Origin of the sequence: Luteolibacter arcticus, assembly GCF_025950235.1 — a bacterium.
Lineage (GTDB): Bacteria > Verrucomicrobiota > Verrucomicrobiia > Verrucomicrobiales > Akkermansiaceae > Haloferula > Haloferula arctica.
Genome location: NZ_JAPDDT010000021.1, coordinates 24400 through 49037 on the forward strand (window position 1 = coordinate 24400; position 24638 = coordinate 49037).

15 protein-coding genes are annotated in these 24638 nt (G+C 64.2%); 5 read left to right on the forward strand and 10 right to left on the reverse strand.

Annotated elements, in window-relative coordinates:
* The first annotated feature begins 4 nt into the window (after positions 1 to 4).
* Both OKA05_RS26355 and OKA05_RS26360 read left to right on the forward strand, forming a co-directional pair.
* Positions 5 to 1597 (forward strand): LamG-like jellyroll fold domain-containing protein, encoded by a 1593-nt coding sequence (locus OKA05_RS26355; RefSeq protein ID WP_264490212.1) that lies wholly within the window; start codon positions 5 to 7, stop codon positions 1595 to 1597.
* A gap of 62 nt (positions 1598 to 1659) precedes the next feature.
* Positions 1660 to 2118: a VOC family protein gene (locus OKA05_RS26360; protein ID WP_264490213.1), complete on the forward strand. Its 459-nt coding sequence runs from the start codon at positions 1660 to 1662 to the stop codon at positions 2116 to 2118.
* A gap of 21 nt (positions 2119 to 2139) precedes the next feature.
* On the opposite strand, the gene OKA05_RS26365 is transcribed toward OKA05_RS26360, so the two are convergent.
* From OKA05_RS26365 to OKA05_RS26410, 10 genes are all read right to left on the reverse strand, one after another.
* Positions 2140 to 3282: an FtsW/RodA/SpoVE family cell cycle protein gene (locus OKA05_RS26365; RefSeq protein ID WP_264490214.1), complete on the reverse strand. Its 1143-nt coding sequence runs from the start codon at positions 3280 to 3282 to the stop codon at positions 2140 to 2142.
* 33 nt (positions 3283 to 3315) lie between these two features.
* Positions 3316 to 4170, reverse strand: coding sequence for a LysM peptidoglycan-binding domain-containing protein (locus OKA05_RS26370; protein ID WP_264490215.1), 855 nt, complete (start codon positions 4168 to 4170; stop codon positions 3316 to 3318).
* A gap of 9 nt (positions 4171 to 4179) precedes the next feature.
* The gene (gene murD / locus OKA05_RS26375) at positions 4180 to 5484 is read right to left on the reverse strand and encodes a UDP-N-acetylmuramoyl-L-alanine--D-glutamate ligase (protein ID WP_264490216.1); all 1305 of its coding nucleotides are present in this window, start codon (positions 5482 to 5484) and stop codon (positions 4180 to 4182) included.
* Positions 5484 to 6698: a phospho-N-acetylmuramoyl-pentapeptide-transferase gene (gene mraY / locus OKA05_RS26380; RefSeq protein ID WP_264490217.1), complete on the reverse strand. Its 1215-nt coding sequence runs from the start codon at positions 6696 to 6698 to the stop codon at positions 5484 to 5486. Before mraY ends, murD begins: the two co-directional genes overlap by 1 nt.
* 3 nt (positions 6699 to 6701) lie before the next feature.
* Positions 6702 to 8069: a UDP-N-acetylmuramoyl-tripeptide--D-alanyl-D-alanine ligase gene (locus OKA05_RS26385; protein WP_264490218.1), complete on the reverse strand. Its 1368-nt coding sequence runs from the start codon at positions 8067 to 8069 to the stop codon at positions 6702 to 6704.
* Entirely contained in the window at positions 8066 to 9565 is a 1500-nt protein-coding gene (locus OKA05_RS26390; RefSeq protein WP_264490219.1) for a UDP-N-acetylmuramoyl-L-alanyl-D-glutamate--2,6-diaminopimelate ligase, read from the reverse strand. Before OKA05_RS26390 ends, OKA05_RS26385 begins: the two co-directional genes overlap by 4 nt.
* Positions 9562 to 11463 carry a peptidoglycan D,D-transpeptidase FtsI family protein gene (locus OKA05_RS26395; protein ID WP_264490220.1) on the reverse strand — a complete coding sequence of 634 codons (1902 nt, stop codon included), beginning with the start codon at positions 11461 to 11463 and terminating at the stop codon, positions 9562 to 9564. Before OKA05_RS26395 ends, OKA05_RS26390 begins: the two co-directional genes overlap by 4 nt.
* A 50-nt stretch (positions 11464 to 11513) precedes the next feature.
* The gene (locus tag OKA05_RS26400; protein ID WP_264490221.1) at positions 11514 to 11867 is read right to left on the reverse strand and encodes a hypothetical protein; all 354 of its coding nucleotides are present in this window, start codon (positions 11865 to 11867) and stop codon (positions 11514 to 11516) included.
* The gene (rsmH, locus tag OKA05_RS26405; protein WP_264490222.1) at positions 11864 to 12988 is read right to left on the reverse strand and encodes a 16S rRNA (cytosine(1402)-N(4))-methyltransferase RsmH; all 1125 of its coding nucleotides are present in this window, start codon (positions 12986 to 12988) and stop codon (positions 11864 to 11866) included. Before rsmH ends, OKA05_RS26400 begins: the two co-directional genes overlap by 4 nt.
* A gap of 528 nt (positions 12989 to 13516) precedes the next feature.
* Entirely contained in the window at positions 13517 to 13924 is a 408-nt protein-coding gene (locus OKA05_RS26410; RefSeq protein WP_264490223.1) for a division/cell wall cluster transcriptional repressor MraZ, read from the reverse strand.
* A 484-nt stretch (positions 13925 to 14408) separates the two neighbouring features.
* On the opposite strand from OKA05_RS26410, the gene OKA05_RS26415 reads away from it, so the two are divergent.
* From OKA05_RS26415 to OKA05_RS26425, 3 genes are all read left to right on the forward strand, one after another.
* A complete protein-coding gene (locus tag OKA05_RS26415; RefSeq protein WP_264490224.1) occupies positions 14409 to 14705 on the forward strand; it encodes a hypothetical protein in 297 nt (98 codons plus the stop codon).
* Between the two features lie 248 nt (positions 14706 to 14953).
* Complete coding sequence (locus tag OKA05_RS26420; protein WP_264490225.1) at positions 14954 to 19747, forward strand: beta strand repeat-containing protein; 4794 nt, start codon at positions 14954 to 14956, stop codon at positions 19745 to 19747.
* Positions 19748 to 19932: 185 nt separating this feature from the next.
* Entirely contained in the window at positions 19933 to 24630 is a 4698-nt protein-coding gene (locus tag OKA05_RS26425) for a beta strand repeat-containing protein (RefSeq protein WP_264490226.1), read from the forward strand.
* Positions 24631 to 24638: the final 8 nt, after the last annotated feature.

Sequence of the window (24638 nt, forward strand, 5' to 3'; positions counted from 1 at the left end):
CACGATGTTCGACGAAGCCCGACTCGAGCGCCTGATCTCCGCCCACTTCGACCGCGAATTGACCGCGGAGGAGAAGCGCGAGCTGGAGGCGATGCTGCTGTCATCATCGAAGGCGCGGCAGCTTTTCCTGGAGCACGCCGAGTGGCACGGGCTGCTGCGCGAGCAGGCCTTGCAAGCGGGTGGAGCATCGCTGTTAGACCAAGTGACGCCGCCGGAAAAGAACGTGCTCCCGTTCGCCCGCCGCGCTTGGATCGCCGCAGGCTTGGCCGCCTGCGTGACCCTCGGCTGGTGGTTGTTGCGCTCCGGCGAGCCACCCGAGACCAAAGGAATCGCGCAAGTTGAAACGGCGCGCGAAGAGGTCGCCCTGCTCGACCGCGCCATCGATGTCGAGTGGGACGGCCCGTCCTTCGCACCCGGCTCGGCGCTGCCGAAGGGTCTGCTCAAGATCCGCAAGGGAACCCTGCAACTCGACTTCTACAGCGGTGCCCGCGTGGTGCTGGAGGGACCGGCATCCCTCGAATTGATTTCGCCCGATCTGGCCCGCCTCGAAAACGGCAAGCTCACCGCGAAGGTCCCGCCTCCAGCCGAGGGCTTCACCGTGTTGAATGCCAACCTCCGCGTCGTCGACCGTGGCACTGAGTTCGGCATGAGCGTGACCGGCGCGAACGATTGCGAGGTCCATGTCTTCGACGGTGAAGTGGAGCTCCAGGGTGACGTGCCCGAAGCCACCGCTCGCGAGCTTTTCGAAGGCCATGCCGTTGCGATCCGGCAAGGGAAGTCGGAAGCCATTGCCGCGAACCGCGGTTCCTTCGCCGATCCCACCAGACTGCTGCAAGCAGCCGCACGCGAGAATGAAGTGCAGCGGGAGAACTGGCGCACCGCTTCGCAAGCCTTCCGCGAGACACCGGGCTTACGCGTTCTCTTCGATTTCGAAGATCTCGATCCCGCCGCCATGATCCTGCGCAACCGCGCCGCAGGAGCAGGCGAAAACTCTAACGGCACCATCATCGGCTGCGAAATGCTGCCAGGACGCTGGGACGGGAAATCGGCGCTCGGTTTCGCCAAGACCAGCGACCGCGTCCGCTTCCTCGCGGAGGGCACCAGCCCCTCGCTGACCCTCATGGCCTGGGTCCGCGTCGACAGCTTGCCGCTCGACCACAATGCGCTGCTTTCGATGGCTCCCGACAAGGTCGGCGAAGTCCACTGGAAGCTCGACCAATCCGGCCGCCTGCTGCTCGGCCTGCGCGCCGCGCCCGAGCTCGCCCACAGCTCATGGGAACGCCTCGAAAGTCCGCCGGTGGTCACCCCGAGGAACTTTGGCCACTGGATTCATCTCGCCACGGTGATCGATGGAGAAAGGGGCGTGATGGGCCACTTCGTCAACGGCGCGCAGGTCGCCGCCGCCGAGTTGAAGCGCCGCGTGCCGGTGCAACTCGGCATGGCCAACCTCGGCAACTTCGATGCCGCCAGCCCCGCCTCCCCCGTCAGCCGGGTGGTTCGCAACTTCAACGGCCGCATCGATGAATTCTCACTCCTCACCCGCGCGCTGACCGCGCAGGAAATCACGTCGATGATCGAGAATGGGTTCATCGACTGAACCCGAGAGTGCGAGTTCCATTCTCGCCAAATACCTCCCGCTTTGGCAGATAGGGTACCACCATGAGTACCACTCCCCAGGGCTACCACTCCGTCACCCCATCCCTCACCGTCCGCGATGGCGCGGCAGCGCTGGATTTCTACGTCCGTGCCTTTGGCGCAGTGGAGGTCTTCCGCATGCCGGAGCCCTCCGGCAAAATCATGCATGCCGAGTTCACCATCGGCGATTCGCGGATCATGATCTCCGACGAATACCCCGACTACGGCGCGATCGCTCCGGAACTTGGAAAGGGCGGCTCCTTCATGATCTACGTGACCGACGTCGATGCCGCATTCGAGCAAGCCGTCGCCGCCGGTGCCACGGCGGTGCAACCACCGACCGACATGTTCTGGGGCGACCGCAGCGGCAAGTTGAACGATCCCTTCGGCTACCGCTGGACCCTCGCCAGCCACGTCCGAGATGTGTCACAAGAGGACATGGAAGCCGCGGCGAAGACGTGGGCAGAAGGGAACAACGAGTGAGACGATCGACAGCCAAGGCCCTCACAGCTTCACCGCATACACCTTCGCACCCACCACCGGCTCGGCGCTCTCGTGCATGACGTACGAGCGGCGATGGATCCCGCAAAGCAGCCCCACCGCGCCGAGGCAGATCATCAGGCTGGTGCCGCCGTGGCTCACGAAGGGCAGCGGCAGGCCGTCGTTCGGCAGCGCGGCCGTCGTCACAGCGATGTTCACGATTGCGGGCACCGCCAGCACACAGGTCATTCCAAGCGCAAGGCAGCGGTCGAAGAGATTCGAGGCGCGGATCGCGATCGAGCAGCCGCAGACCGCGATGAACACATAGCACAAGACGGTCCCCAGCGTAAACGCGAGGCCCAGTTCTTCACCCACCACCGGGAAGATGAAGTCGCTGTAAGCGTAGGTCAGCGTGCCGAATTTCTCCGAGCCATTCCCGAGGCCGACGCCATCGGGACCGCCATTGCCGAAGGCGAGCAAGGCGCGCCACTGCTGCTGGCCCTTTCCCTGCTGGTGGGCTTCGAGATCAAGCCACGCCTCGATACGGGTCCGCCGCACCGGGTCCGACCAGATGTACCACGAGGCACCGATCATGCCGGTGAGTGCGGTGGGCACCAGATAGAGCAACCGCGTGCCCACGCAGAAGAACAGCGCACCCGCCGCGACGGAGAGCGCCAGCGCCGAGCCCACGTCGGTCTCGATCGCGATCAAGCCGGTGGGCAAGCCAATCAGCATGCCGGGCAGAATAAAACCGCGCCAAAAGGTGTGCACCTCCGTCTGCCAGCGGGCAAACCAGCCGGCCATCGCAATGAGCGCTACCACCTTCGCCAACTCGGAGGGCTGGAAGCGGCCGATGCCGGGGAAGTAAATCCAGCGATTCGCACCGAGCTCAGGCCGGGCGACGCCGGGAACGAAGCAGAGCACCAGCAGCACGCAGACAAGGCCGAGTGCCCATGGCCAGCCACGGCGCAGCCAGATCGGATCGAGCCGTGATGCAATCACGGCACCTATGAGACCGATCACTGCATACTTCGATTGGTCGATGACGAAGGCATACGGCGTCGCCGCGCTTTTCACCCAGGCTCCGGTGCTGGTGAGCATCACCAGCCCGAGCGCCACGAGCGCGGCTACGGCGGTGCAGAGGAGAATGGAGGCGCTGCGATTCATGGAGGGGGGCCGGCGATTTCAGGGGCCGGCGAACTACGGGACCATCAGTTGCATGCCGGGCTTGAGCTTGCGCGGGTCGGAAATGCCGTTGGTCTTCATGACCACATCCGGGGTGGTCTTATGAGCTTGGGCGATCTTCCAGAAGGTATCGCCAGACTTGACGGTGTACTTGCGATTGGAGGCGGGCAGGTTCTGCTGCGTGGCCGGCGTGGAGACCGTTTGCGTGCCGGCTCCGCGATTGACGCGCGGCTTGAAGACCGTGCCGTTGGTCGCGGCGGCGGTCTCAACCATCGGTGCGTTGCGGATGTCATCCATTGGGACGGGAGTCGGTGCCGGTGCGGCTTCCTCGTTCGGCCCGGCATCGGCGGTCTCAAGCGGCACGCTGCCACTACGGGCGCGGACGAGTTCCTCCGGCTCCAACGCCTCGATCGTCTGCGGCGGGATGCGAAGGATGCGGCTCGGGCGGATTTCGACGTTGTTGTTCGCCTCGCGCAGCAACTGCTCGCTCACCCCCTTGTCGCGGGCGATCGAGGCATACGTTTCGCCAGCCTTCGGCTGATACGGCTCGTCGCTCTTGTCGATCTTCGGCAGCGGCTCGCCCGCATCGCGCAATGGGGTGGCCGGCTCGATGACCATCGCGTTCTTGGCAACGGTGGCGTCCTTCTCAAACCACTTGCTGTGGGCGAAGATACCGGCGATGGCGACGACGTGGATGATCAGGATGACCACCAGTGCACGGGCGATGCCAAGGTTCGGCACGTCACCTTCTTCCGGCATCGGCGCAGCGACGGCGACGTTCTGCTGCTTGCGGCGGACGTTGGCGAAAAGCTTGCGGAAGGCCGGCTTCTTTGCCGGACGGCGCTTCACGGAAAGATCGGAGAATTTCATGGGTGCGAATCAGCGAAGGTTGAGAACAAGTTCACGAAAGACATCCCCGCGCTGCTCATAGCCGGAGAATTGATCGAATGAGGATGTGCCGGGGGAAAGCAGGATGGTGCCCCCACGCGGGGCGAGCTTGCGGGCGGCTTCCACCGCCTCGGTCAGCGTGGTCACCTGCTCCACCGGGACGGCGGAAGAGAAAATGGCAGCAAGCGGTGCGGCGATCTGGCCGTAGGTCACGGCAGCCACCGCCTTCTTACCTAACAGCGGCACCACCGGTGCGTAGTCGAGGCCCTTTTCCTTCCCGCCGGCGATGAGGACCACCGGACGCGTTTGCGATCGTAGCGCGCTTTCCAACGCATGCAAGTTGGTAGCCTTGGAATCGTTGAGATATTCGACGCCATCGAGCGTGCGCACCAGTTCGCAACGATGCAGCGGTGGAGCATAGCCATCGAGCGCGGTGCGCGCGGCTTCGAGCGAGATGCCGATCGCCTCGCAGGCGGCGATGGCGGCCATCGCGTTCTCCGCATTGTGCAGGCCGCGCATGCGGGTGCTCACCTCCAGATCGAGCACTTCCACCCCGCGGCGAGAAATACGACGACCATCGGAGAACCAGTCGGCCTGCGGATCCTCGGTGGAGAAGGTGACTACCTTTGGCTTGATGCCCGGCAGGTTCTCACCGGTGCGGACGATGGCCGTGTCGTCCGCGTTTTGATTCATGAAGATGCGGAACTTCGCATCGAAGTAAGCTTGGACCGTCGGATAGCGGTCCATGTGATCAGGCGCGAAATTCAGCCAGATCGAAACGTCCGGGCGGAAGTCGTGGATCGTTTCGAGCTGGAACGAGCTGAGCTCGAGCGACACAGCATTCGGCATCGGCTCGCGCAGCACGATCTCGCACAGTGGGTGGCCGTAGTTGCCACAGGGCGCGGCATCGTAGCCGCCGGCCTTGAGGATACGCTCGACCAGCTCGGTGGTGGTCGTCTTGCCATTGGTACCGGTGATACCGATGATACGACCTTCGTAGTAGCGGTAGCCGAATTCGGTCTCGCCGATCGTCTCGGCAGCGCCAGCCGAGTAGGCGGCGACGAGCGGGCCGTAGGTGTCGATGCCCGGGCTGATGACGAGCAGTTCGCACTTCACCGCGCCGCCCTTTTCCACCGAGGCACCGGGATGAACGTGCACGCCGGCAGGCATGCCTTCGATCGAGAAGGCGGCGTCGTGGACGTGGACTTCCGCACCCTCGCGCAGGGCGAGCGCGGCAGCAGCGCGGCCACTACGGCCGGCACCGAGAACGACGACGGATTTTCCAGACAGGGTCATCAGGCGATCTTGAGCAGGGCGAGTCCGAACAGCGCGAGCATGATGGAGATGATCCAGAAGCGGATGATCACCTGGCTCTCATGCCAGCCGCGAAGTTCGAAGTGGTGGTGAATGGGCGCCATCGCGAAGATGCGCTTCCTGCGGAGCTTGAAGCTGCCGACCTGCAGCATTACCGACATGGCCTCCATCACGAAGACACCGCCGATGATGACGAGCAGCAGTTCCTGCTTCACGCAGATGGCCGCGGTCCCGAGCGCACCGCCGATGGCCAGCGAACCGGTATCACCCATGAAGACCTTCGCCGGGTGGCAATTGAACCATAGAAAACCGAAGCCCGCGCCGGCCAAGGCGAGCAACAGCACCGCGAGTTCCCCGATATAGCGGTTGTAGGGAACGACGAGGTACTCGGCAGCCATGTAAAAGTGCCCGGCGAGGTAGGCGAGGCTGGCGTAGGCGAGCGCCACCGTGATCGTGCAACCGGTGGCGAGGCCATCGAGACCGTCGGTCAGATTCACCGCATTCGAGCAGCCGATAATGATCGCGGCGAAGAAAGGAATGACCAGGAAGCCGAGGTCGATGATGCCCGTCTTGAAAAGCGGGAAGCAAATCGTCCCGATGCTGATGGATTGGTCGCCGAGGCGGAAGCCGGCCAGGTTCTTCGCGAGTTCGTCCGGCGACGCACCATAGCCGCTGATCTCCTTCTTGAAATAGATGAAGCACGCGGCGACGAGGGCCACGACGAGCTGCCAGAAGAGCTTGGTCCGTGCGCTGACGCCATCCGACTTCTTCTGTTTCACCTTCTTGTAGTCGTCGCAGAAGCCGAGCAGCCCGAGCGCCGCCATCGTGCAGGAGCAGACGGCCACGAAGGGATTGAGCGGCTGGGCGCAGACGAGGACCGAGATCAATACCGACCCGATGATTAGCACGCCGCCCATCGTGGGCGTCCCGACCTTGCCACCATGCAACTCGGCGAGCTTATGGACTTCCTCCGCGGTGCGGATCGGCTGGCCGACTTTCAGCGAGATCAACCGGCGGATCACCCGCGGCCCGGCGAAAATGCTAAGCAAGAAAGCCAGCACGCACCCGAGCGCAGCACGAAAGGTGATGTAGCCGAGCAGATTGAGGAATGAGAAGGTGTGTGCCCACTCCTGGACACCTCTCCCCTTCTCCGCCTCGAACGCGGCCTTCCACCATTCGTAGATCCAGTAAAGCATGAGTTAGTCTTGGGTCGGAAAGGCCTGCTGCATCACCCGCTCCATCGCGGCGCTGCGGCTGGCTTTGAAAAGGACGACATCGCCGGCAGTCGCATGACGGGCGAGCCACGCAGCGGCTTCGGCTTGATCGGAAAAATGTTCGGCGTTGCCCGCGCCTTCGGCGATGCCTTCGGAGCCGGGGCCGACGGTCACCACGGTGAGCCCGCGCCCGGCCGCCAGACGACCGACCTTGAGATGGGCCTCCGGACCGTGGCTACCGAGTTCGCCCATGCGACCGAGCACCGCAATGCGCCTGCCAGTGCCATTGCGCACCGGCGTTTCGGCAAGGGTGTCGATCGCCGCAGCCATCGACTCGGGATTGGCGTTGTAGGTATCGTCGAAGATCACCACACCACCGCTGGTGAAGCGACGCAGCCGGCCGCTGGTGAGCGTGGTATTGGAAAGCCCCGCGGCAATCTCTTCCGGCGCGATGCCGAGAAACCATCCGGCACCCGCGGCAAGCAACGCATTCGTGACCATGTGGCGACCGGCGACCGGCAGATCCACTTCGGCGGCAGGCTTGCCATCGATCTCCAGCGTGAAGCTCGAGCCGCTTTCCGAAGTGACGAGATTCTCCGCACGGATCACTCCGCGGCCGTTGCCCACCGCGATGACACGCGCCTTGGTACGACGTTTGAAGTAGTCGTGGAAATCGCAGCCGGCGGGCACGAACAGCGCACCGTCTTCCGGCAAGCTGCGGGCGAGCGCACCCTTTTCTTCCGCGATCGAGTCTCGGCTGCCCATATACTCGATGTGGGCGGTGCCGATGTTGGTGATGATCCCCAGGGTCGGCCGCGCGATCTCACACAGCGGCGCAATCTCGCCGGGATGATTCATCCCCATCTCGAAGACCGCCGCACCGTGGCTTTCCTCCAACGAAAGCACGCTGAGCGGCACGCCGATGTGATTGTTCAGGTTGCCGCGGGTGGCGCAGACATTGAAAGCGCGGCCCAGTACGGCGGTGGTGAAATCCTTGGTGCTGGTCTTGCCATTCGACCCCGTGATGCCGACCACCGGAAGCTCGCGCTGGCGGCGATACCAGGCGGCGAAACGCTGGAGTGCTGCGAGGCTGTCCGGCACGCGGATCACGGCCGCGTTCTCCGGGCACTCCCCTCCCCAACGCTCGACCACGACGATGGAAGCACCGGCTGCCATCGCCTGGCAGGCGAAGTCGTTTGCATCGAAGCGCTCGCCACGCAGGGCAAAGAAGACCGAACCCGCGGGAATCGTGCGGGTGTCCGTGGAAGCGGACGTCGCAAGCACGTCGCCGCGTCCGGCGGCGATCACGCCACCGGCATGCAGGGCCAGGGTGCTTGCGTCAATGGGAGTCATCGCTTGCGGGGAGGTGGCTCGGGGCGCTCGGCAAGAGCGCGGCGCGCTTCGCGGCGGTCATCGAAGTCGATCGTGCGGTCGGCGAACTGCTGGTAGGTCTCGTGGCCCTTGCCGGCGATCAGCACGATATCGCCTTGGCCGGCGGCATGGATGGCAATGCGGATCGCCTCGGCGCGATCCACCACCGTTTTGTAGCGGGCGCCGCCCATGCCGGCCTCGATCTCCTTGAGGATGGCCTCGGGATCTTCGCTACGAGGGTTATCGGAGGTGATGATGCACGCGTCGCTGTATTCCGCGGCAGCCTTCGCCATCAGCGGGCGCTTGGTCTTGTCGCGATCTCCGCCGCAGCCGAAGACGGTGATGAGCCTGTTAGGATTCAGCTCCTTGAGCGTGCGGCAGGCATTCGTCACTGCATCCGGCGTGTGGGCGTAGTCGACGAAGACGCTGACGCCGTCCTTGGTGCCACAATGCTCCATGCGACCGGGCACCTGGGGTGCCTCGGCGATGGCGGACACGGCGTCGCGCAGGTTGATCTTCATCGCGCTTGCAGCGGCGAGCGCGGAAAGGATGTTGTAAACGTTGAAGCGGCCGATGAGCGGGGTACGCACGAGATACGACTTCCCTTTCGCCGTCAGCTCGAACTCCATGCCGCGGGCGCTCTGCTTGAAGTTGTTTGCGCGGAAATCGCAGTGAACATTGAAGCCATAGCGGATCAGCGGCATCCGGTCGCCTAACAGCGTCACCAGCTTCTCGCCGTAGCCGTCGTCGAAATTGACCACCGCCACCGGCTTCTTGCCCAGCGGATTGGCTGCCAGCGTCTCGAACCACGAGAACTTGGTCGCGGCATACGCGTCGAGCGTGCCGTGGTAGTCGAGGTGGTCCTGGGTGAGATTCGTGAAGATCGCGGCATCGTAGGCAATGCCATCCACTCGCTTCTGGTCGATCCCGTGCGAGGACACTTCCATCGCCGCACCGCGGCAGCCGTGATCGACCATGCGGGCAAGCAGGCCATTGAGTTCGACCGGACCCGGCGTGGTGAAGTTCGCCGGCTTCGTCTCCTCGCCGTCATCGACGACCACCGTGCTGATCAAGCCGGCGCGATGCCAGACACGCTTCATCAGGTGATGCATCAGGAATGCCGTGGTGGTCTTGCCATTGGTGCCAGTGACACCGGCCAGCCGCAGCTTCTTAGAAGGTTCGCCTGCCAGCACCCGGGCAAACGCCGCCAGCGCGTGGCGCGTGTCGCTGGTCTGGATGTAAGGGATCTCCGCCGGATGATCGGACTCGGGCGCGGTATCGGAAATGATCGCCGCGGCCCCCTTCTCGATCGCCGTCGGAATGTAGCTGCGGCCATCGCGGCTTTCACCGCGGACAGCGACGAAGACGACGCCCGGTTCGACAAGGCGCGAATCAGCAGTCACCGCATGGATGTCGGCGTCGAGGGGGCCGGCGTGCAACGGCCGGTCAAGATGGGCGATGAGATCGCGTAAAATCACGGTTCTTGGGTTCCGGCGAGCTTGTCCTTGTCTTTCTCCTCCACCGGCTGGTCGGGGGTGAGATTCATGTGGGCGGCGAGTCGGGCACCGACCTTGGAGAAAATCGGTGCGGCAATGGTGCCACCGTAGCGGGAGACCTTGGTGGTGAGCGGATCGTCAATCACCACCACGCAAACAAAGGCGGGATCCTTGGCAGGCAGCATGCCGGCGAAGGAGACGGTGTAGTGGCCAGGCTGATAGCGGCCGTCCTTGATCCGCAGAGCGGTGCCGGTCTTGCCAGCGGCGCTGTAGCCGGGGACCTTGGCCAGCAAGGCGGTGCCCTTGATATCGACGACCTTCTCGAGCGCGCCGCGCATCGCGCGGGCGACCTCGGGCCGGATCACCTCGTTCACCACCTCGGGCTCGTAGCGCTCGACCACGGTGCCGTCGTTCGCGATGACCGACTTCACGATGTGCGGCTTGCGCAGCTTGCCATCGCTCGCCACGGCACAGTAGGCCGAGGCCACCTGAAGCGGCGTCACCGCCAGCGAGTAGCCATACGTGGCACGGGAGAAATCGACGGCATTGCCGGAGTTGCGGACCATCCCGCGGCTCTCGCCACTGAGCAGGATCCCGCTCTTCTGGCCGAAGCCGAATTTCTCCATGTAGCTGTAGTAGCGGGTGGTGCCGAGCTGCAGGCCCAACTTGTAGGCGCCGATGTTGCTGGATTTCTGCAGCACGCCCTCGACGCTCAGATAGCCGTAGGGATGGTGATCGGGCACCTTCACCTTGCCCATCTGATAGAGGCCGTTGTGGCAGAAGATCGAGGTCTGCGGGGTCACCAGTCGCTCATTGAGCGCGGCGGAAGAAGGTACAATCTTGATCGTACTACCCGGCTCGTAGATCGCCTGGAGGGCGAAATTCGCCGCTCCCTTGTCGAGGTCCTTGAGCTGGTTGAGATTGAAGTGCGGACGGCTCGCCATCCCGAGGATTTCCCCGGTCTTGGGGTCCATTACGATGATGCAGCCGCGCTGGCTTTCCCACTCGGCGAGGCCGGCATCAAGCTCCTCCTCGACGATGGCCTGGATGCCCATGTCGAGCGTCAGTTCGACATTGAGACCGGCACGAGGTGGCTTGAGGCTGCTGGAATCACCGGGGATACGGGCACCATTCGGCGCGCGTCGGTGCTCCTGCCAGCCATCGCAACCGGCAAGGTACTCCTCAAGCGCGGCCTCGATGCCGAACTTGCCGATCTGCCTGAAAATCTTCCCGCCCTTCGCGTCGGCTTCCTCGATCTCACCGGTGTAGCCGATGACGTGGGTCGCGAGATCCGGGGAGGTATACCAACGCTTGAACGACTCGCGCAGGAAGAAGCCTTCCAGCCAGTGCTTGGCGATGATCTCACGGACGCGCTCGATGTCGTCCGCCGGGCGATCCTTGATCAGGCAGAACTCCATCGACTTGCGGGCGATGGCCTTCTTGATCTCGGCGCGCATGTCCTCGCGCTTCATGCCGAGCGGCCGCGCGAGCAAGCTGACCGCCTGGGCGATCCCCTTTTCCACCAAGGTGCCAGCCGGCATGTCCTCGGCTTCCTTCAGGATCACACCGCGCTCGGCGAGGATGCGGCTCTTGCGATCCTGCGGCGAAAGCTGCTCCCACCCCGGCTCCACGCTGGCCCGCTCATAGGCCAGCGGATAGGAGATCAACAGCGGATCCGTCAGGTGCTGCAGGTCCACGAAGACCGAAGCCACCGGCATGCTCTTGGCGAGCACCTCTTCATTGCGGTCCACGATCGTGCCGCGCAGGCCCGCCAGGACCTCGCGCCGCTCGAACGTCTGCCGCGCCTTGTTCGCGTAGTGCTTGCGATCCCAGACCTGAATCTGGATCAGCCGCACCGAAAGCAAACTGAGCCCGGTCACCAGGACCGAGCACAGTAAGACACACCTTGTCTGAAAGTGGCGTTTGGACATCAGTCGTCTCGGACGTCGGCGACCTCAGGGCCGGTCTTGACCGCAGGTTGGTGCGGCCGGACCTCCTCGATGTCGGCGGGGGTGATGGCTACGAGACTGGAAGCGGACTCCTTGAGCCGCTCCTTCATTTCAAAACGGTCGAGCAACTTGTCGGTGCGCACTTCGACCATGCGGATCTTCACCTTGGTCTGCTCGATGCGCGTCTGCGCACGGTCGATCTCGCGCTCCACCTGGACCTGCGAGTTTTTCGCAACCGCGTGCATGATGCCGCCGGCGATGACCACCAGGGCAGCGAGAATCAGCGTGATGAAAACGGAGATGTGAGTGGTAGGCTCGGAACGGAGACGGTTCATTGGGGTGAAGCGGTAGGGTCCAGAAGCTCGGCGACCCGCAGTTTCGCACTGCGGGCCCGCGGGTTGATTCGAATCTCTGCGTCGCTCGCGGCGATCGCTTTTCTAACAGGAAGCTGCAGGCACCATTCGGGATTCGGCCGCGGTGCCGGCCAGTCGGGGCGGTCCAGCCAGGGTTTGGCGCGGTGCTGCATGAAGCGCTTCACCATGCGATCCTCCAGGCTGTGGAAAGTAATGACTAACAGACGGCCGCCGGGCTTCAGCACCTCGATCGACGCTTCCAGCGCGCGCTCCAGCGAGCCAAGCTCGTCGTTCACCGTCATGCGGATTGCTTGGAAAGCTTTCGTCGCGGGATGGATGCGTCCACCGCGACCGACCGTCTTTTCGATATGATCCGCGAGATCGATGGTAGTCGTGAACTCGCGCTCGGCGCGGCGTTTCACGATGGCCGCGGCGATGCGGCGCGCTTTCGACTCTTCACCGAGTTCAAAGAAAATGCGCACCAGCTCCGACTCCGCCCACGTGTTGACCACGTGCGCGGCATCGAATGGACAGGAAGGCCCCATCCGCATGTCGAGGGGGCCGGCGCCGCGGAACGAGAAACCCCGTTCCGCGGCGTCGAGTTGCCGGGAGGAAACCCCGAGGTCCAAAAGCAGGCCATCGGCCCGCCTTTCCCCCCGGACCTCGGGGATGTCCCGGAGATCTGCGAAATTACCCTGCCAGGTGCGGAAGCGCTCGCCATAGGCGGCCAACCGCTGCGTCGCGAACGCAAGCGCTTCGGGATCGCGGTCGATCCCGATCACGGTGGCACCGGCTTTCAGGAAAGCCTCGCTGTGCCCGCCGCCGCCGAGGGTGCCGTCAATGATCAGCTTGCCCTCTTGCGCGGCCATCCACTCCACCGTCTCGGCAGGGAGCACGGACAGGTGATAGCCGTTCGCTTCGTCGGTCTTCTTCGTTTGGAAATCCTCCGACGGCCGCCGCCCCGCCAACCAGCCATGGAATGCGGGGCGGACAGCCGTTTGGGAATGGCCGGAGAGGCGCGCTGTCCCGAGTGCGCCGGTCCGTGCCGATGGAAAGTCGCCGGCGATCCGCGCATACAACCAGCCAGAAGTTGCGCGGATCACCGGTTCAAAAAGCGAAAGGGGTACTGTCCCGAGAAACCCCTTCCGCCCAGCCAGGAAAGTCATCGGCCGCCGACCCGCCAACCAGCCATGGAATGCGGGGCGGACAGCCGTTTGTGCGTGAAGCGAGAGGCGCGCTGTCCCGAGTGCGCCCGTCGTTTCAGATGGAAAATCACCGGCGACCCGCGCGGACAACCAGCCAGAAGCCGCGCGGATCACCGATCTAAGAGACGAAGGAGGTACTGTCCCGAGTAACCTCATCCGCCCAGCCTGGAAAATCTCCGGCCGCCGCTCCGCCAACCAGCCATGGAATGCGGAGCGGACAGCCGTGTAGGTATGGCCGGAAGGGCGCGCTGTCCCGAGTGCGCCGGTCCGTGCCGATGGGAAAACATAGCCCAACCCTGACACCCGGCGTTTTCCCGCGGTGGGTGCCGCGAGTCCGCCTTGTGCGGATGCCAGGGTTGGTGAGGCGAACAGCATGTTGTCGCTTTCGGTGTGGGTGTGGGTGAAATCTGTGGGAAAGGAGGAAGGTCAAAGGACGCCGAGGTCGCCGTCGTCCATGCCGAGTTCGATCTCGGTGATGCGTTCGAAGGTCTCCTGGGTGCAGAGCATGTAGAAGGGACCACGACCGGCGAGGATCACCGGACCGTCCGCCTTCAGCCCGACTCGCTCGCTCCAGTCCTTCGGGACGGTGAGCTTGCCTTGGCTGCTGACGCTGGCCTTCTTCGACATCATCCGCAGGTGCCCGACGATCTGCTGCTTCTTCGCAGGGGTCAGATTGCTCTGCTCCACCTGCTCGAACTTCAGGTCGAACTCCGCCTCGCTGTAGACCTTGATCACCTGCAGGTCGTGCTCCTTCGAGAGCTGCAACCGGATCGGTGTCTCCTCGGTCTCCGGACGCCATTCGACGGGGACGGAAACCCGAAATTTCGGGTCCATCTTATAGTCGAAGTGACTTTCGTGGACTTTGGACGTGGAGGACATCAAGAGGCGGGAACACCCGCGGAATGCCCTAGAGTTCACCAAAGTACACCAACACCGTCAAACCAAATTCAGGATTACCGAAATAAAATTTTAAATCGCTTATTACCAACGATTTAAATGGTGAATTTAGCTGCATTGCGACTTGGTTCTACTGCTTCAAGAGAACCGAATTGCCCGGATTTTTGAAAATTCCGGGCTGGAATCGGACCTTCTGAAGCACATGGAGGAGTATCGTGCACTCAGGGTGTACTTGGAAGCCAATTTGTGTGTTCCAGTGTACTGATCAGCAACGCTCACCCTGTTTACAACAGGCTCAAGCCCCCGCGGAACGCCGTTTCAAATGAACGCTCAAACGGCCACAAGGACGAGGCCACGGGAATTTCATGACCAACCTGAGGACAGACTCGCCTTTTCGGCCCTGTCAGTTGAATTCCCGTTTATGGACGCCACCGCCCTCGCCGAATCCGCCCGCAACGACGCGAATCCTCCCGTCGGCCTGACACCCACCGAGCTCACCCTCTGGCTCGCCCGCGCCGGGAAATGGGATGCGGCACACGATGCCTGCCAGGATCTCTCCGAGCCCGCTGGCGCGTGGATCCACGCTTACCTCCACCGCGAGGAAGGCGACTACGGCAATGCCTGCTACTGGTATACCCGGGCTCGCAAGCCCGCCCCCTCCCGAAACGCCCCGCTGGAAGCCGAGTGGATGGAAATCGCTTGCGCCCTTTGCGTCTGAAATCTCACGCCTCACTTGCGATTATAGGTGGGGCGTCCCGGGGAAACGCGCAAACCCGGACAAATCTAACCCTGGTCCCCGATAAGACGGTTGGCACTAATAGTCAATTACTTCGCCAAATTGACCGACTCTCGCAACATTTCACTCACGATTGTGATACTAACATCATTTTTTCGGTCTTAAATCCTATTTAATTGCCGTCCCGGAGAAGCTCGCCCATTGCTTTGGACGACCTCGACTCAACCCAAATGGATTCCTCGACACTCCGCAGAACACTCCTCCACACCGCGCTGCTCACCACCGTCACCACGGCCCACGCGCAGCTCTACTTTGATATAAACGCCGCCACCGCCGGCTCAGGCACCCCGGGCGCCGCAGCTTGGAATACCGGCACGAATTGGTCCGCCGCGCCCGCAGGCGACGTGGCCACCGTCGGCTGGACCAATGGCCAGGCCGCCATTTTCTCCGCCGGCACCGAAGCCGCAGGCACCTGGAACGTGACGGTCACCGGAACGGTCCAGACGAATTCCATCACCTTCAACGGTGCCACAAACAGCACCGTTCACAACATTACCGGCGGGACCATCGACATGGCCACCGGCGGCTTGGTTCTGGATGCCTCGGCAGCGGCCGGCACCACCGGTCGCTCCAAGACGATCTCCTCCGCCATCATCGGCTCGGGCGGGTTGAGCATTGCCGCGAACGGCGACACCTCCGCCACGGGTGGGGGCTCGAATACCATCTTCTCCCTTACCGGCGCGAACACCTTCACCGGCAACACGACCATCACCGCGGGGGTTGTCGGCTACACCTCGATCTTCGGCGATGCGGCCAACAGCGTGGTGCTGAATGGCGGTGGCCTCCTCTTCAACAACACCGGCACCTTTACCCGGAATCTCCAGATCGAGGCCAATGGTGGCGTGTTTCGCAACTACGGAGCGGCGACCTCCACGCTCACCGGCACGCTTTCCGGCTCCGGCAGCATCCGCCGCACCGATGGCGGCACCGCGATCTACGCCGGCAATGGCTCGGCCTTTACCGGCGCGCTTCTTGTCGAACGCGGCACGCTACAGGCAGGCAACGGCGTCCTCACCGCCAACCCGCTGGCCAATGCTTCCGGCGCCACCCTTGGTGATGCCACGGGAGCAGGCGTCCTGCGCTACCAGCTTGACGGCTCATTCACGCTCGCCACGCCCATCACCTATGCCAACGCAGGCTCGGCCCTCATCTGGCAGGGCACCGATGCCGGCGATGTGATGACCATCAACAACATCTTCGGCGTGGCGAACAACACCGGCACGCTGCAGGCGACCTCCGGCGCCATCACCCTGGCTTCCGGAGCGGACGTCCTGGTCGGTGCCATTACCCTCTCCAGCACTCCGAGCAACAGCGCCACCGCGGTGATCGGCACGCTGAATGTCCAGCCGGGTGCCGTGCTGGAAACCCGCTTCATGAATATCGGTGACGGCGGCAACAACGCCGGTGCCGTCAACCAAACCGGCGGCACCGTGAAGATCGCCACCGGCGGCAATGGCTTCCGCATCGGCCACTGGGACAACGGTGCCAACACCCCGGGCTCCGTGTACAATCTCTCGGGCGGCACGCTCGACGTGAGCGCCATCGACGTCGCCCTCAACGTCGGCTGGGATGGTGCCGGCACTCTCAACGTCAGCAACACCGGCCTCGCCAAGGCCTGGAGACTCTACGTCGATGCCGGCGGCCAGGACAAACCCGGCATCGTCAATCTGACGGGCGGCACCATCGAGGTCGGCGCGGGCGGCATCTCCAGTGATGGCACCGCGGGCAGCCAGCTCAATCTGTCCGGTGGCACCCTGAAAGCCACCTCAGGCTCCACTTGGGCGGCACCGATGAATGCCACCGCCGCGACCACTTCGGTGATCGACGTCAATGGCTCCACCATCCTCTCCACCGGTGCCTTCACCGGCACCGGCGCGGTGAACGTCACCGACACCGCCACGGGGGGCACGTTCGAGTTCAGCCAGCCTGCCGGCACGCGCACCATCAGCCCGGCTCTGGGAGGCTCGACCACCATCCGGAAATCCGGTGCAGGCACCCTTGTCTTGTCCGGTAACAACACCCATACCGGCAACCTGTTCCCCGATGCCGGCGTCCTCTCACTCACCGGCTCGAATGCCTTCTCGATTGTCGACATCAACGACGGCGTGACCTTCACCGGCGAAGGCTCGACCAGCGGTGCGCTCTCGCTCGGCGTCACCTCTGGTGCCACCCTAGGCGTCAATCACACCACGACGGGAGCCTTCCACGTCGGCGGTAATCTGACCCTCAACGGCACGTCCGTCATCAGCCTGGGAACCCCGTTCAGCGGCACCACCAACCTCCTCACCTACAGCGGCACGCTCTCCGGCAACGCCAGCAATCTGATCCTGCCCGGCGCGGCGAATTACCGCTCGGCCTCGGTCAATTTCAATCCGGGCGTCATCAGCCTGACCATCAACAACGCCGACCTCACCTGGACCGGCACCGGCGGCGGGCTGTGGGATCTCAATGCCACCTCCGGCTGGTCGAATGGCGGCAGCAACACCTTCTTCTGGGGTGACACCGTCCGCTTCGATGACACCTCGGCCGTCCCCGCCGTGGCCATCACCGGCGAGTTGGCACCGAACAAGATCACGGTCGATTCCGACACCAACAACTACACCATCACCGGTGGCACCGGAAACTTCATCTCCGGCCTCGGCTCGCTGCTGAAGACCGGTAGCTCCACCCTCACGATCAGCGCGCCGAATACCTTCAGCGGCGGCACCATCATCAGCGAGGGCACCATCGTCATCACCGGAGTCAATGGCGGCCTCGGCACCGGCAGCGTCACCCTTGGCGATGCCGCCACCGGCAACTCGCCGGTCGAGCTCCGTCTCACCAACGGCCGGAACATCCCGAACAACATCACCATCTCTTCGCTCGCCACCGGCAGCGCCCTCCTCGGCTATTCCGGCACCGGCGGTTCCTACACCGAATTCACCGGGAACATCGCCCTCCAGCGCGACCTGACGATCCGCTCGGGCACCACCGACCGCCTGCACTTCACCGGTGCGATCACCGGCACCGGCAATCTCACCATCGATGGCGGGAAACGCGTCACCATGTCCGGCAACAACACCTACGCCGGCAACCTCCTGATCCGCGACGCCGACACCATCTTCCAGACCTTCGGTGCCAATTCGATCCCGGACACTGCCACGGTCGATGTGGGTGCCAATGCGATCTTCCAGGTTTACCTGGCGGATACCATAGCGGGGCTCACCGGAACCGGTTTCCTGCAGCCGATCGCCGGCAAGCCCACCCTGACGGTGGGCAATGGCAACGTCTCCAGCACCTTCTCCGGCACCTGGCGGCCACTGGTTTCCGATCACCTCAATCTCACCAAGATCGGCACCGGCACCTTCACCCTGTCCGGCCCGATCAGCTCGCCCGGGGCAATCACCATCAGCGGCGGCACCGTGGAAATCACCAGTGCCGGTCTGTTCGGCCGCACGCTTGCAGCTGGCACAGCATTGCCGAACCGGGCCTTGATCGGCACCGGCACGTTCCGCACCTCCGGCAGCGCCGATGTCACCCTGCGCCGTAGCAGCGCAGGCTTCACCGGCGCGGTCCAGATCAATGGGGGCGTCACCACCGTCGGCCACTCCGCCGCGCTCGCCACCGCACCGGTGTCGATCAATGGCGGCACCCTGCGCTTCGACAACTCCGGCACGAACTTCACCCCGCTGGCCGCCAATGGTCTCACCACCGGCACGCTGACCACCGACGTCACCACCAACAATCTGGCGACGCTTCACGCAGCCACCGGCGACGTGATTCCTGCCAACATGACCCACGTCTATCACGGCCAGATCTATCTGACCGCGGGCCAGTGGACCTTCGCTGAAAATTTTGACGACGGAGCCGCGGTCACCATCAGCGGAACCCCCATCATCAACGACGCGGTGTACAACGCCGTCACCACCGGCACCTTCAGCGCTCCGGACGATGGCTGGTATACCATCGACGTGCGCGCCTATCAGATCGGAGGTGCCTCCGGTGGCGTGGGTGCCTGGGCAACCGCAGGCATCGGCATTGGCATCAAGGCCGGCGGCACCAGCACCAATGTGGCTGACTACGTCGCGCTGACCGATGGCGCCCTCGGCACCCGCCTCACCACCAGCAACAGCTACTCGTTCTCGAATGCGATCACCCTTGCCGGACCGGCCACCATCGACACCTCGACCATGGTTGGCACGCCCGGCGTCGCTGGCGTGGATGGAAATGGCAACTCCGGTGACGTCACCCTGACCGGCGTCGTCAGCGGCACCGGCAGCCTGACCAAGACCGGCGTTGGCACCCTGCTCCTGAACAGCGCCAACACCTACTCCGGCAACACCAGGGTCGATGCCGGGCGCCTGACCTTGGCCACCGCCACCCTGGCCAACGCCGCCGATGTTTACATCGCCTCGGGAGCGGTCCTCAACCTGATCCACGGCACCAACGACACCGTGCACTCGCTCTTCATCAATGGCGTTGGCCTGGCTGTCGGCACCTACAATGCCACCAGCCATCCGGGCATCATCACCGGCACGGGCTCGCTGGTGGTCACCACCGCGGGCGGCTCGCCCTTCGACTCGTGGGCATCGGCCAACGGCGTCTCCGGCGGCGGCGTCGACTCCGACGCTGACGGCATCGCCAATGGCATCGAATTCGTCATTGGCGGCGATCCTTCCGGTCCGGGCTCCGATTCCAACAGCCTGCTGCCGACTGCGGCCATCCTGCCCGCCGATCCTAACTACCTCACCGTGGTCTATCGCCGCACCACCGCGTCGGCGAGCATGCCGGTTGCGCAGCAGCCTTACGTCCAGTACGGCACCACCTTGAGTTCATGGACCAAGGCGGAACACAACGTCAGCGGAGTCATTATCGCGGAAGATCCCAACGGCTTCGGCACAGGCATCGCCCGCGTCACGGTCAAGATCCCGCGCAATCTCACGACGGGTAAGGTGTTCGCCCGCCTCCGGGTCGATATCCCCTGAGCCGCCTCATTCCTCACGGCCGCCCGGAGCAATCCGGGCGGCCTTTTTTGTGCCGCCAGACGCACGTTCCTGCGAATGCGTTTGAAAACGAGGCGTCACCGTTACTCACTTGTCACATTTTGACTTAAATTCCTTCAAAAACAGATCATACCAGTCATTCTCGCAGCGGTTCTCACGCCTCCCCGATGACCAAAACTCGCGAAACTCTCCTCCGTCTCGCCCTCGCGACGGCCGCCCTCGGCTTATCCCCGCAAATCCACGCCGGCACCCTTTGGGACGGCGGTGGTGCGGACAACGATTGGCAAACCGCCGACAACTGGGATCCCGACGGAACGCCGGGCACCGGCAACACCGTGGACCTCACCTTCGCGGGTAGCACACGGCCGACGTCGAACAATAACTACGCCGACTGGGTGGACTTCCGGAACCTCGACTTCGCCACCGGTGCCGGTGCCTTCACTCTAACAGGAGCAAATATCGACCTCTTCGGGCGGATCGAAAACCAGAGCTCCAGCCTGCAAACGGTCTCCCTCACGCTCGCGCTCAATGCCGGCCAGCCAAAGACCGGCGAGTTCAATCCGGCGGAAGGCGACCTGCTGATCAATGGCGCCAATCTCTTCACCAACGGCAACACCATCCAAGTCTGGGGCAACAACGCCCACAGCCTGACCTTCGACACCGTCATCGATGGCACCGGCGGGTTGACGCTGAACCAAAACAGCACGGTCGTCCTTGCCAAGGGCAACACCTACAGCGGAGCCAACACGGTCAGCGCCGGCGTGTTGCAAATCGGCAACGGCGGCGCCACCGGCAATTTCGGCAGCGGAACCATGACGCTCGGCGCGGCCGGCACGCTGGCCTTCAATCGCACCGGCAGCTTCAGCCTCGGCGGCATCACCACCGCCGCCGGCTCGAAGGTCGCGGTCAATCTCGGCACGGTCGTCGGCACTGCCGCCACCTCGTTCGGCAGCCAGGCAGCGGGGAACCTCGTCTCGGTCGGCTCGGGCGGTGCGATCGATCTCTCCGGCATCAATCGCTCGTCCAATACCATGGACCTGACCATCGCCGGCACCGGCAATGGCGGCAGCGGCGCGATCTTCAACTCCGGCGCTGCCCTGCTCGGCAACTCAGGCATTCGCAACCTCACGCTTTCCGGCAATGCCACCGTCGCATCCGGCGGCACCGGCGAAGGCAACCGCTGGGACACCCGCGCCGACGGCACGCTCACGCTCAACGGCAACACGCTCACCAAGACCGGCACCGGCAATTTCAACATCCGCTCGTCTGTCCCGCTCATCGCCAGCGGCACCCTGCGCATCTCCGGTGGCTCGCTTTCCTTCGAGGACAACTTCACCGGTGCCAACACCGCCAACTACACCATCGAAGTGGATACCAGCGGGGCGTGGGTCGGGGCCTACAATGGCCGCACCATCCAATCCGCCGTCACCTTGTCCAATGGCGGCGGGATCTACTCGCAGGGCGGCACCGCTTCCACGTGGGGCGGCACCATCACCGTCGGCAGCGGCGGCGGCCGGATCAATGCCGGCAATGTCGTTTACACCGGCTCGCAGATCAATGTCACCGGCGCACTCAGCGGCAGCGGCCCGTTGACCATCCAGGGCGGCAGCACCTTCGTCGTGCTCGCGAACACCGCCAGCACCGGCTTCACCGGCAAGGTCACCGTCGATGGCGGTTCGCTGCGCATCGCCGGTGACGGTTCACTCGGCGCGACGCCGGGAGTCGCGACTGCCGATGCCATCACCCTCATGAACGGCGGCCGCATCCAGGGCGGCAACCTCACCACCGGGGTCACCATGACCCTCAATTCCAACCGCGGCATCAACCTCGGCAGCGGTGGCGGCGGATTCCACGTCTGGACCGGCTTCACCATGACCTATGGCGGGGTCGTCACCGGCAGCGGTACCTTCAACAAGACCGACGGCGGCACCCTGGCACTCACCGGCAATCTTTCCGGCTACTCCGGCACCTACTCGCATCAGGCCGGCAACACGCTGTTCCAAACCGGGGCCAACGCGCTCACCGGCACCCTCACTGTGGCCGCCGGCGATGCCTCGATCCAGAACACCGCCACCAACACCTGGTCCGCCATCAACCTCAACGGCGGCACCCTGCGCATCAAGAGCAACAACAACGCCCTCGGCACCGCCACCATCGCCGTCGGCGGCAGTGCCACGCTCGCCGCCGAGAACGGCTCTACCGCCCTCACCCTCGCGAACGGCGCCACCATCGCCGGCACCAACACGCTGTCGCTCGACTCCGGCTATGCCTCCCTCACGGTCAATGGCAACCTCACCGGCAGCGGCACCAAGGTGCGCACCAGCGCCAGCGGCACCACTACCCTCGGTGGCACGGTTAACATGGGCTCCAACGCCCTCGGCAACGTAAGCGTGGAAAGTACTGGAACCCTCGTACTTTCCTCAACCGCCAATGTCACCGCCGGCAACGTCTTCAACAACAACGCCACCGGCATCCTCAACATCAATGGCGCCACGGTGAACACCGGCACGCTGCGGCTCAGCGGCAACGGCACGATCAACCTGAACTCCGGCACCACCACCGCCGCGGCCGTCGCGCTCAACAACAACAGCGGCGTCTTCAACATCACCGGCGGCACGCTCAATACCCAGTATCTGAACCTCGGCGACGGCTCGAATACCTCCGGCCGCATCGTCCAGACCGGCGGCACCGTCAATGTGCTCTCCGGCGGCACCGGCTTCCGCATCGGCCACTGGAACAATGGCGTCAATGCCGGCAGCAGCTACAACCTCTCCGGCGGCGTGCTCGATGCCACCGGCCTCTCCGCAAACACCGGCTCTGCCCGCGTTGTCACCGTCGGCTGGGATGGCCAGGGCGACATGATCGTCGGCGGCGGTGCCGGCAGCGCCACGTTCAAGTCCTACGGCATCCAACTCGATGGCAACGGCAACGGCGGTGGCGCCGCGCCGAGCACCGGCAACATGACGCTCACCGTCTCGACCAACGGCCTCGTGGAAATCGGAGCCGGTGGCACCGCCGCCGCCTCCACCACCGACACCGTCATTCTCAACGGCGGCACTCTCCGCGCGACCGACAACTCGACCTGGTCCACCGTGATGGTGGCCAACGCGTCCACCACCAGCACGCTGCAGAGCAACGCGACCTTCACCGCCACGGTCTCCGGCGACATCTCCGGCACCGGCAGCGTCGTCAAATCCGGTGCCGGCCTCGTCACCTTCTCCACCGCCAAGACTCTTTCCGGCCCGATCGCCGTGAACGAAGGCCGCCTGCTCGTCTCCAGCACCCTGCGCAATACCTCCGGCCTCACCGTCGGTCCCGGCGCGACCTTGGAAACGGGCGCCACCAACATGTTCGTGGCCGGCCATGGCGACGCCGTGAATGCCTCGCGCCTGATCACCGTCAACGGCGGCACCTGGCTGATCAACAGCTCTATGGACAGCCGCATCGGCAACGTGACCCTTTCCAACGGTGCCACCTGGACTTCGAACCGGGTCCTCACCGGCTTCGACGTGCTGCTGGCCAATACCACCGCCGGCGCGGCCACCGTCACCGTCGCCAACACTGGCGGCAATACCACCGGCTCCGTGATGAATGGCACCGGCGGTATCCACCTCCAGGGCGTGCAGAATTTCGACGTCGCCGACGTCACCGGCAATGCCAGCGCCGACCTCACGGTGAGCATGACCCTCGACAATCCCGGCAGCATGGGCGGGGCGGCCGGCGGCATCAACAAGATCGGCGGCGGCACCATGGCCCTCGCCAAGCAAGCCACCTACCTCGGCGGCACCACCATCAATGGCGGCGTGCTCGACCTGACCGCCACCGGCGGTTCAGGCGGCGTCATCCGCGGTACCGCCACCATCAACAACGGCGGCACCCTGCGTCTCAGCGCCGCAGACGTCACCGGCTACGGCACCGGCACCGACCGTCTCAGCACGATCAACGTCAACGCCGGCGGCACGCTCCACGTCGCCACCACCGCCAATCAGACGCTTGGCAATGCCGTCATCAACCTGACCGGTGGCAGCGTCACGGGCATCGCGGGCAGCAATATCGACTTCTTTCAGGGCAGCTCCGCGGTCAACACTCTCGCCTCTTCCACCACCGCCACCATCAGTGGCACTAAGCTCACGCTCCGCCAGGGCACCGGTGTCACCTTCACCGTCGCCGACGGCACCACCGCCTCGGGCATCGACCTTGATGTCTCATCGGAAATCACCAACGCCACCTATGGCAATAACCCGCTCACCAAGGCGGGCGATGGCACGATGCGCTTGAGCGGCACCAACACCTACACCGGCGCCACCAACATCACCGGCGGCACCCTGCTGGTCGATGGCGCGATCGGCACCGGTGCGGTCACCGTCGGCAGTGGCGGCACCCTCGGCGGAGGAAGCGCGACCGCCGGACTCATCGGTGGCAATGTCACCATCGATGGCACCCTTTCGCCCGGGAACAGCGCCGGCACCCTCAGCCTCGCCGGCAGCCTGATGCTGCAAGCCACCGCGAACCTGAATTGGGAGCTCAACTCCTCCGCACCCCTCGCGCTCGGCCTCGGCGTCAATGACCTCGTCACCGTCGCGGGCGACCTCACGCTCGATGGCATCCTCAATATCACCGGCAGCAGCTCGTTTGACAGTGCCGCCACGGGCACCCGCTGGACCCTGCTGACCTACGGCGGCACACTCACTAACAACATCCTCGAGCTCGGCGTGATGCCCACGCTCGAAGGCGACCGCTCGTGGGAACTGGACACCTCCACGGCCGGCGAGATCGGCCTGGTCATCATTCCCGAGCCGGGAGCCGCCGCACTGATCGGCTCCTTCGGCATGCTCTTGCTGCTCCGCCGCCGGCGCCAGGGGTGAATTTTTGA

What these genes read in the sequence shown, in the direction of transcription:
- OKA05_RS26420 (WP_264490225.1), top strand. Translation starts at nt 14,954, where the DNA reads ATGGATTCCTCGACACTCCGCAGAACACTCCTCCACACCGCGCTGCTC.
- OKA05_RS26355 (WP_264490212.1), top strand. Translation starts at nt 5, where the DNA reads ATGTTCGACGAAGCCCGACTCGAGCGCCTGATCTCCGCCCACTTCGAC.
- OKA05_RS26365 (WP_264490214.1), bottom strand. Translation starts at nt 3,282, where the DNA reads ATGAATCGCAGCGCCTCCATTCTCCTCTGCACCGCCGTAGCCGCGCTC.
- OKA05_RS26400 (WP_264490221.1), bottom strand. Translation starts at nt 11,867, where the DNA reads ATGAACCGTCTCCGTTCCGAGCCTACCACTCACATCTCCGTTTTCATC.
- OKA05_RS26410 (WP_264490223.1), bottom strand. Translation starts at nt 13,924, where the DNA reads ATGGACCCGAAATTTCGGGTTTCCGTCCCCGTCGAATGGCGTCCGGAG.
- OKA05_RS26415 (WP_264490224.1), top strand. Translation starts at nt 14,409, where the DNA reads ATGGACGCCACCGCCCTCGCCGAATCCGCCCGCAACGACGCGAATCCT.
- OKA05_RS26385 (WP_264490218.1), bottom strand. Translation starts at nt 8,069, where the DNA reads ATGACTCCCATTGACGCAAGCACCCTGGCCCTGCATGCCGGTGGCGTG.
- OKA05_RS26370 (WP_264490215.1), bottom strand. Translation starts at nt 4,170, where the DNA reads ATGAAATTCTCCGATCTTTCCGTGAAGCGCCGTCCGGCAAAGAAGCCG.
- mraY (WP_264490217.1), bottom strand. Translation starts at nt 6,698, where the DNA reads ATGCTTTACTGGATCTACGAATGGTGGAAGGCCGCGTTCGAGGCGGAG.
- OKA05_RS26425 (WP_264490226.1), top strand. Translation starts at nt 19,933, where the DNA reads ATGACCAAAACTCGCGAAACTCTCCTCCGTCTCGCCCTCGCGACGGCC.
- OKA05_RS26360 (WP_264490213.1), top strand. Translation starts at nt 1,660, where the DNA reads ATGAGTACCACTCCCCAGGGCTACCACTCCGTCACCCCATCCCTCACC.
- murD (WP_264490216.1), bottom strand. Translation starts at nt 5,484, where the DNA reads ATGACCCTGTCTGGAAAATCCGTCGTCGTTCTCGGTGCCGGCCGTAGT.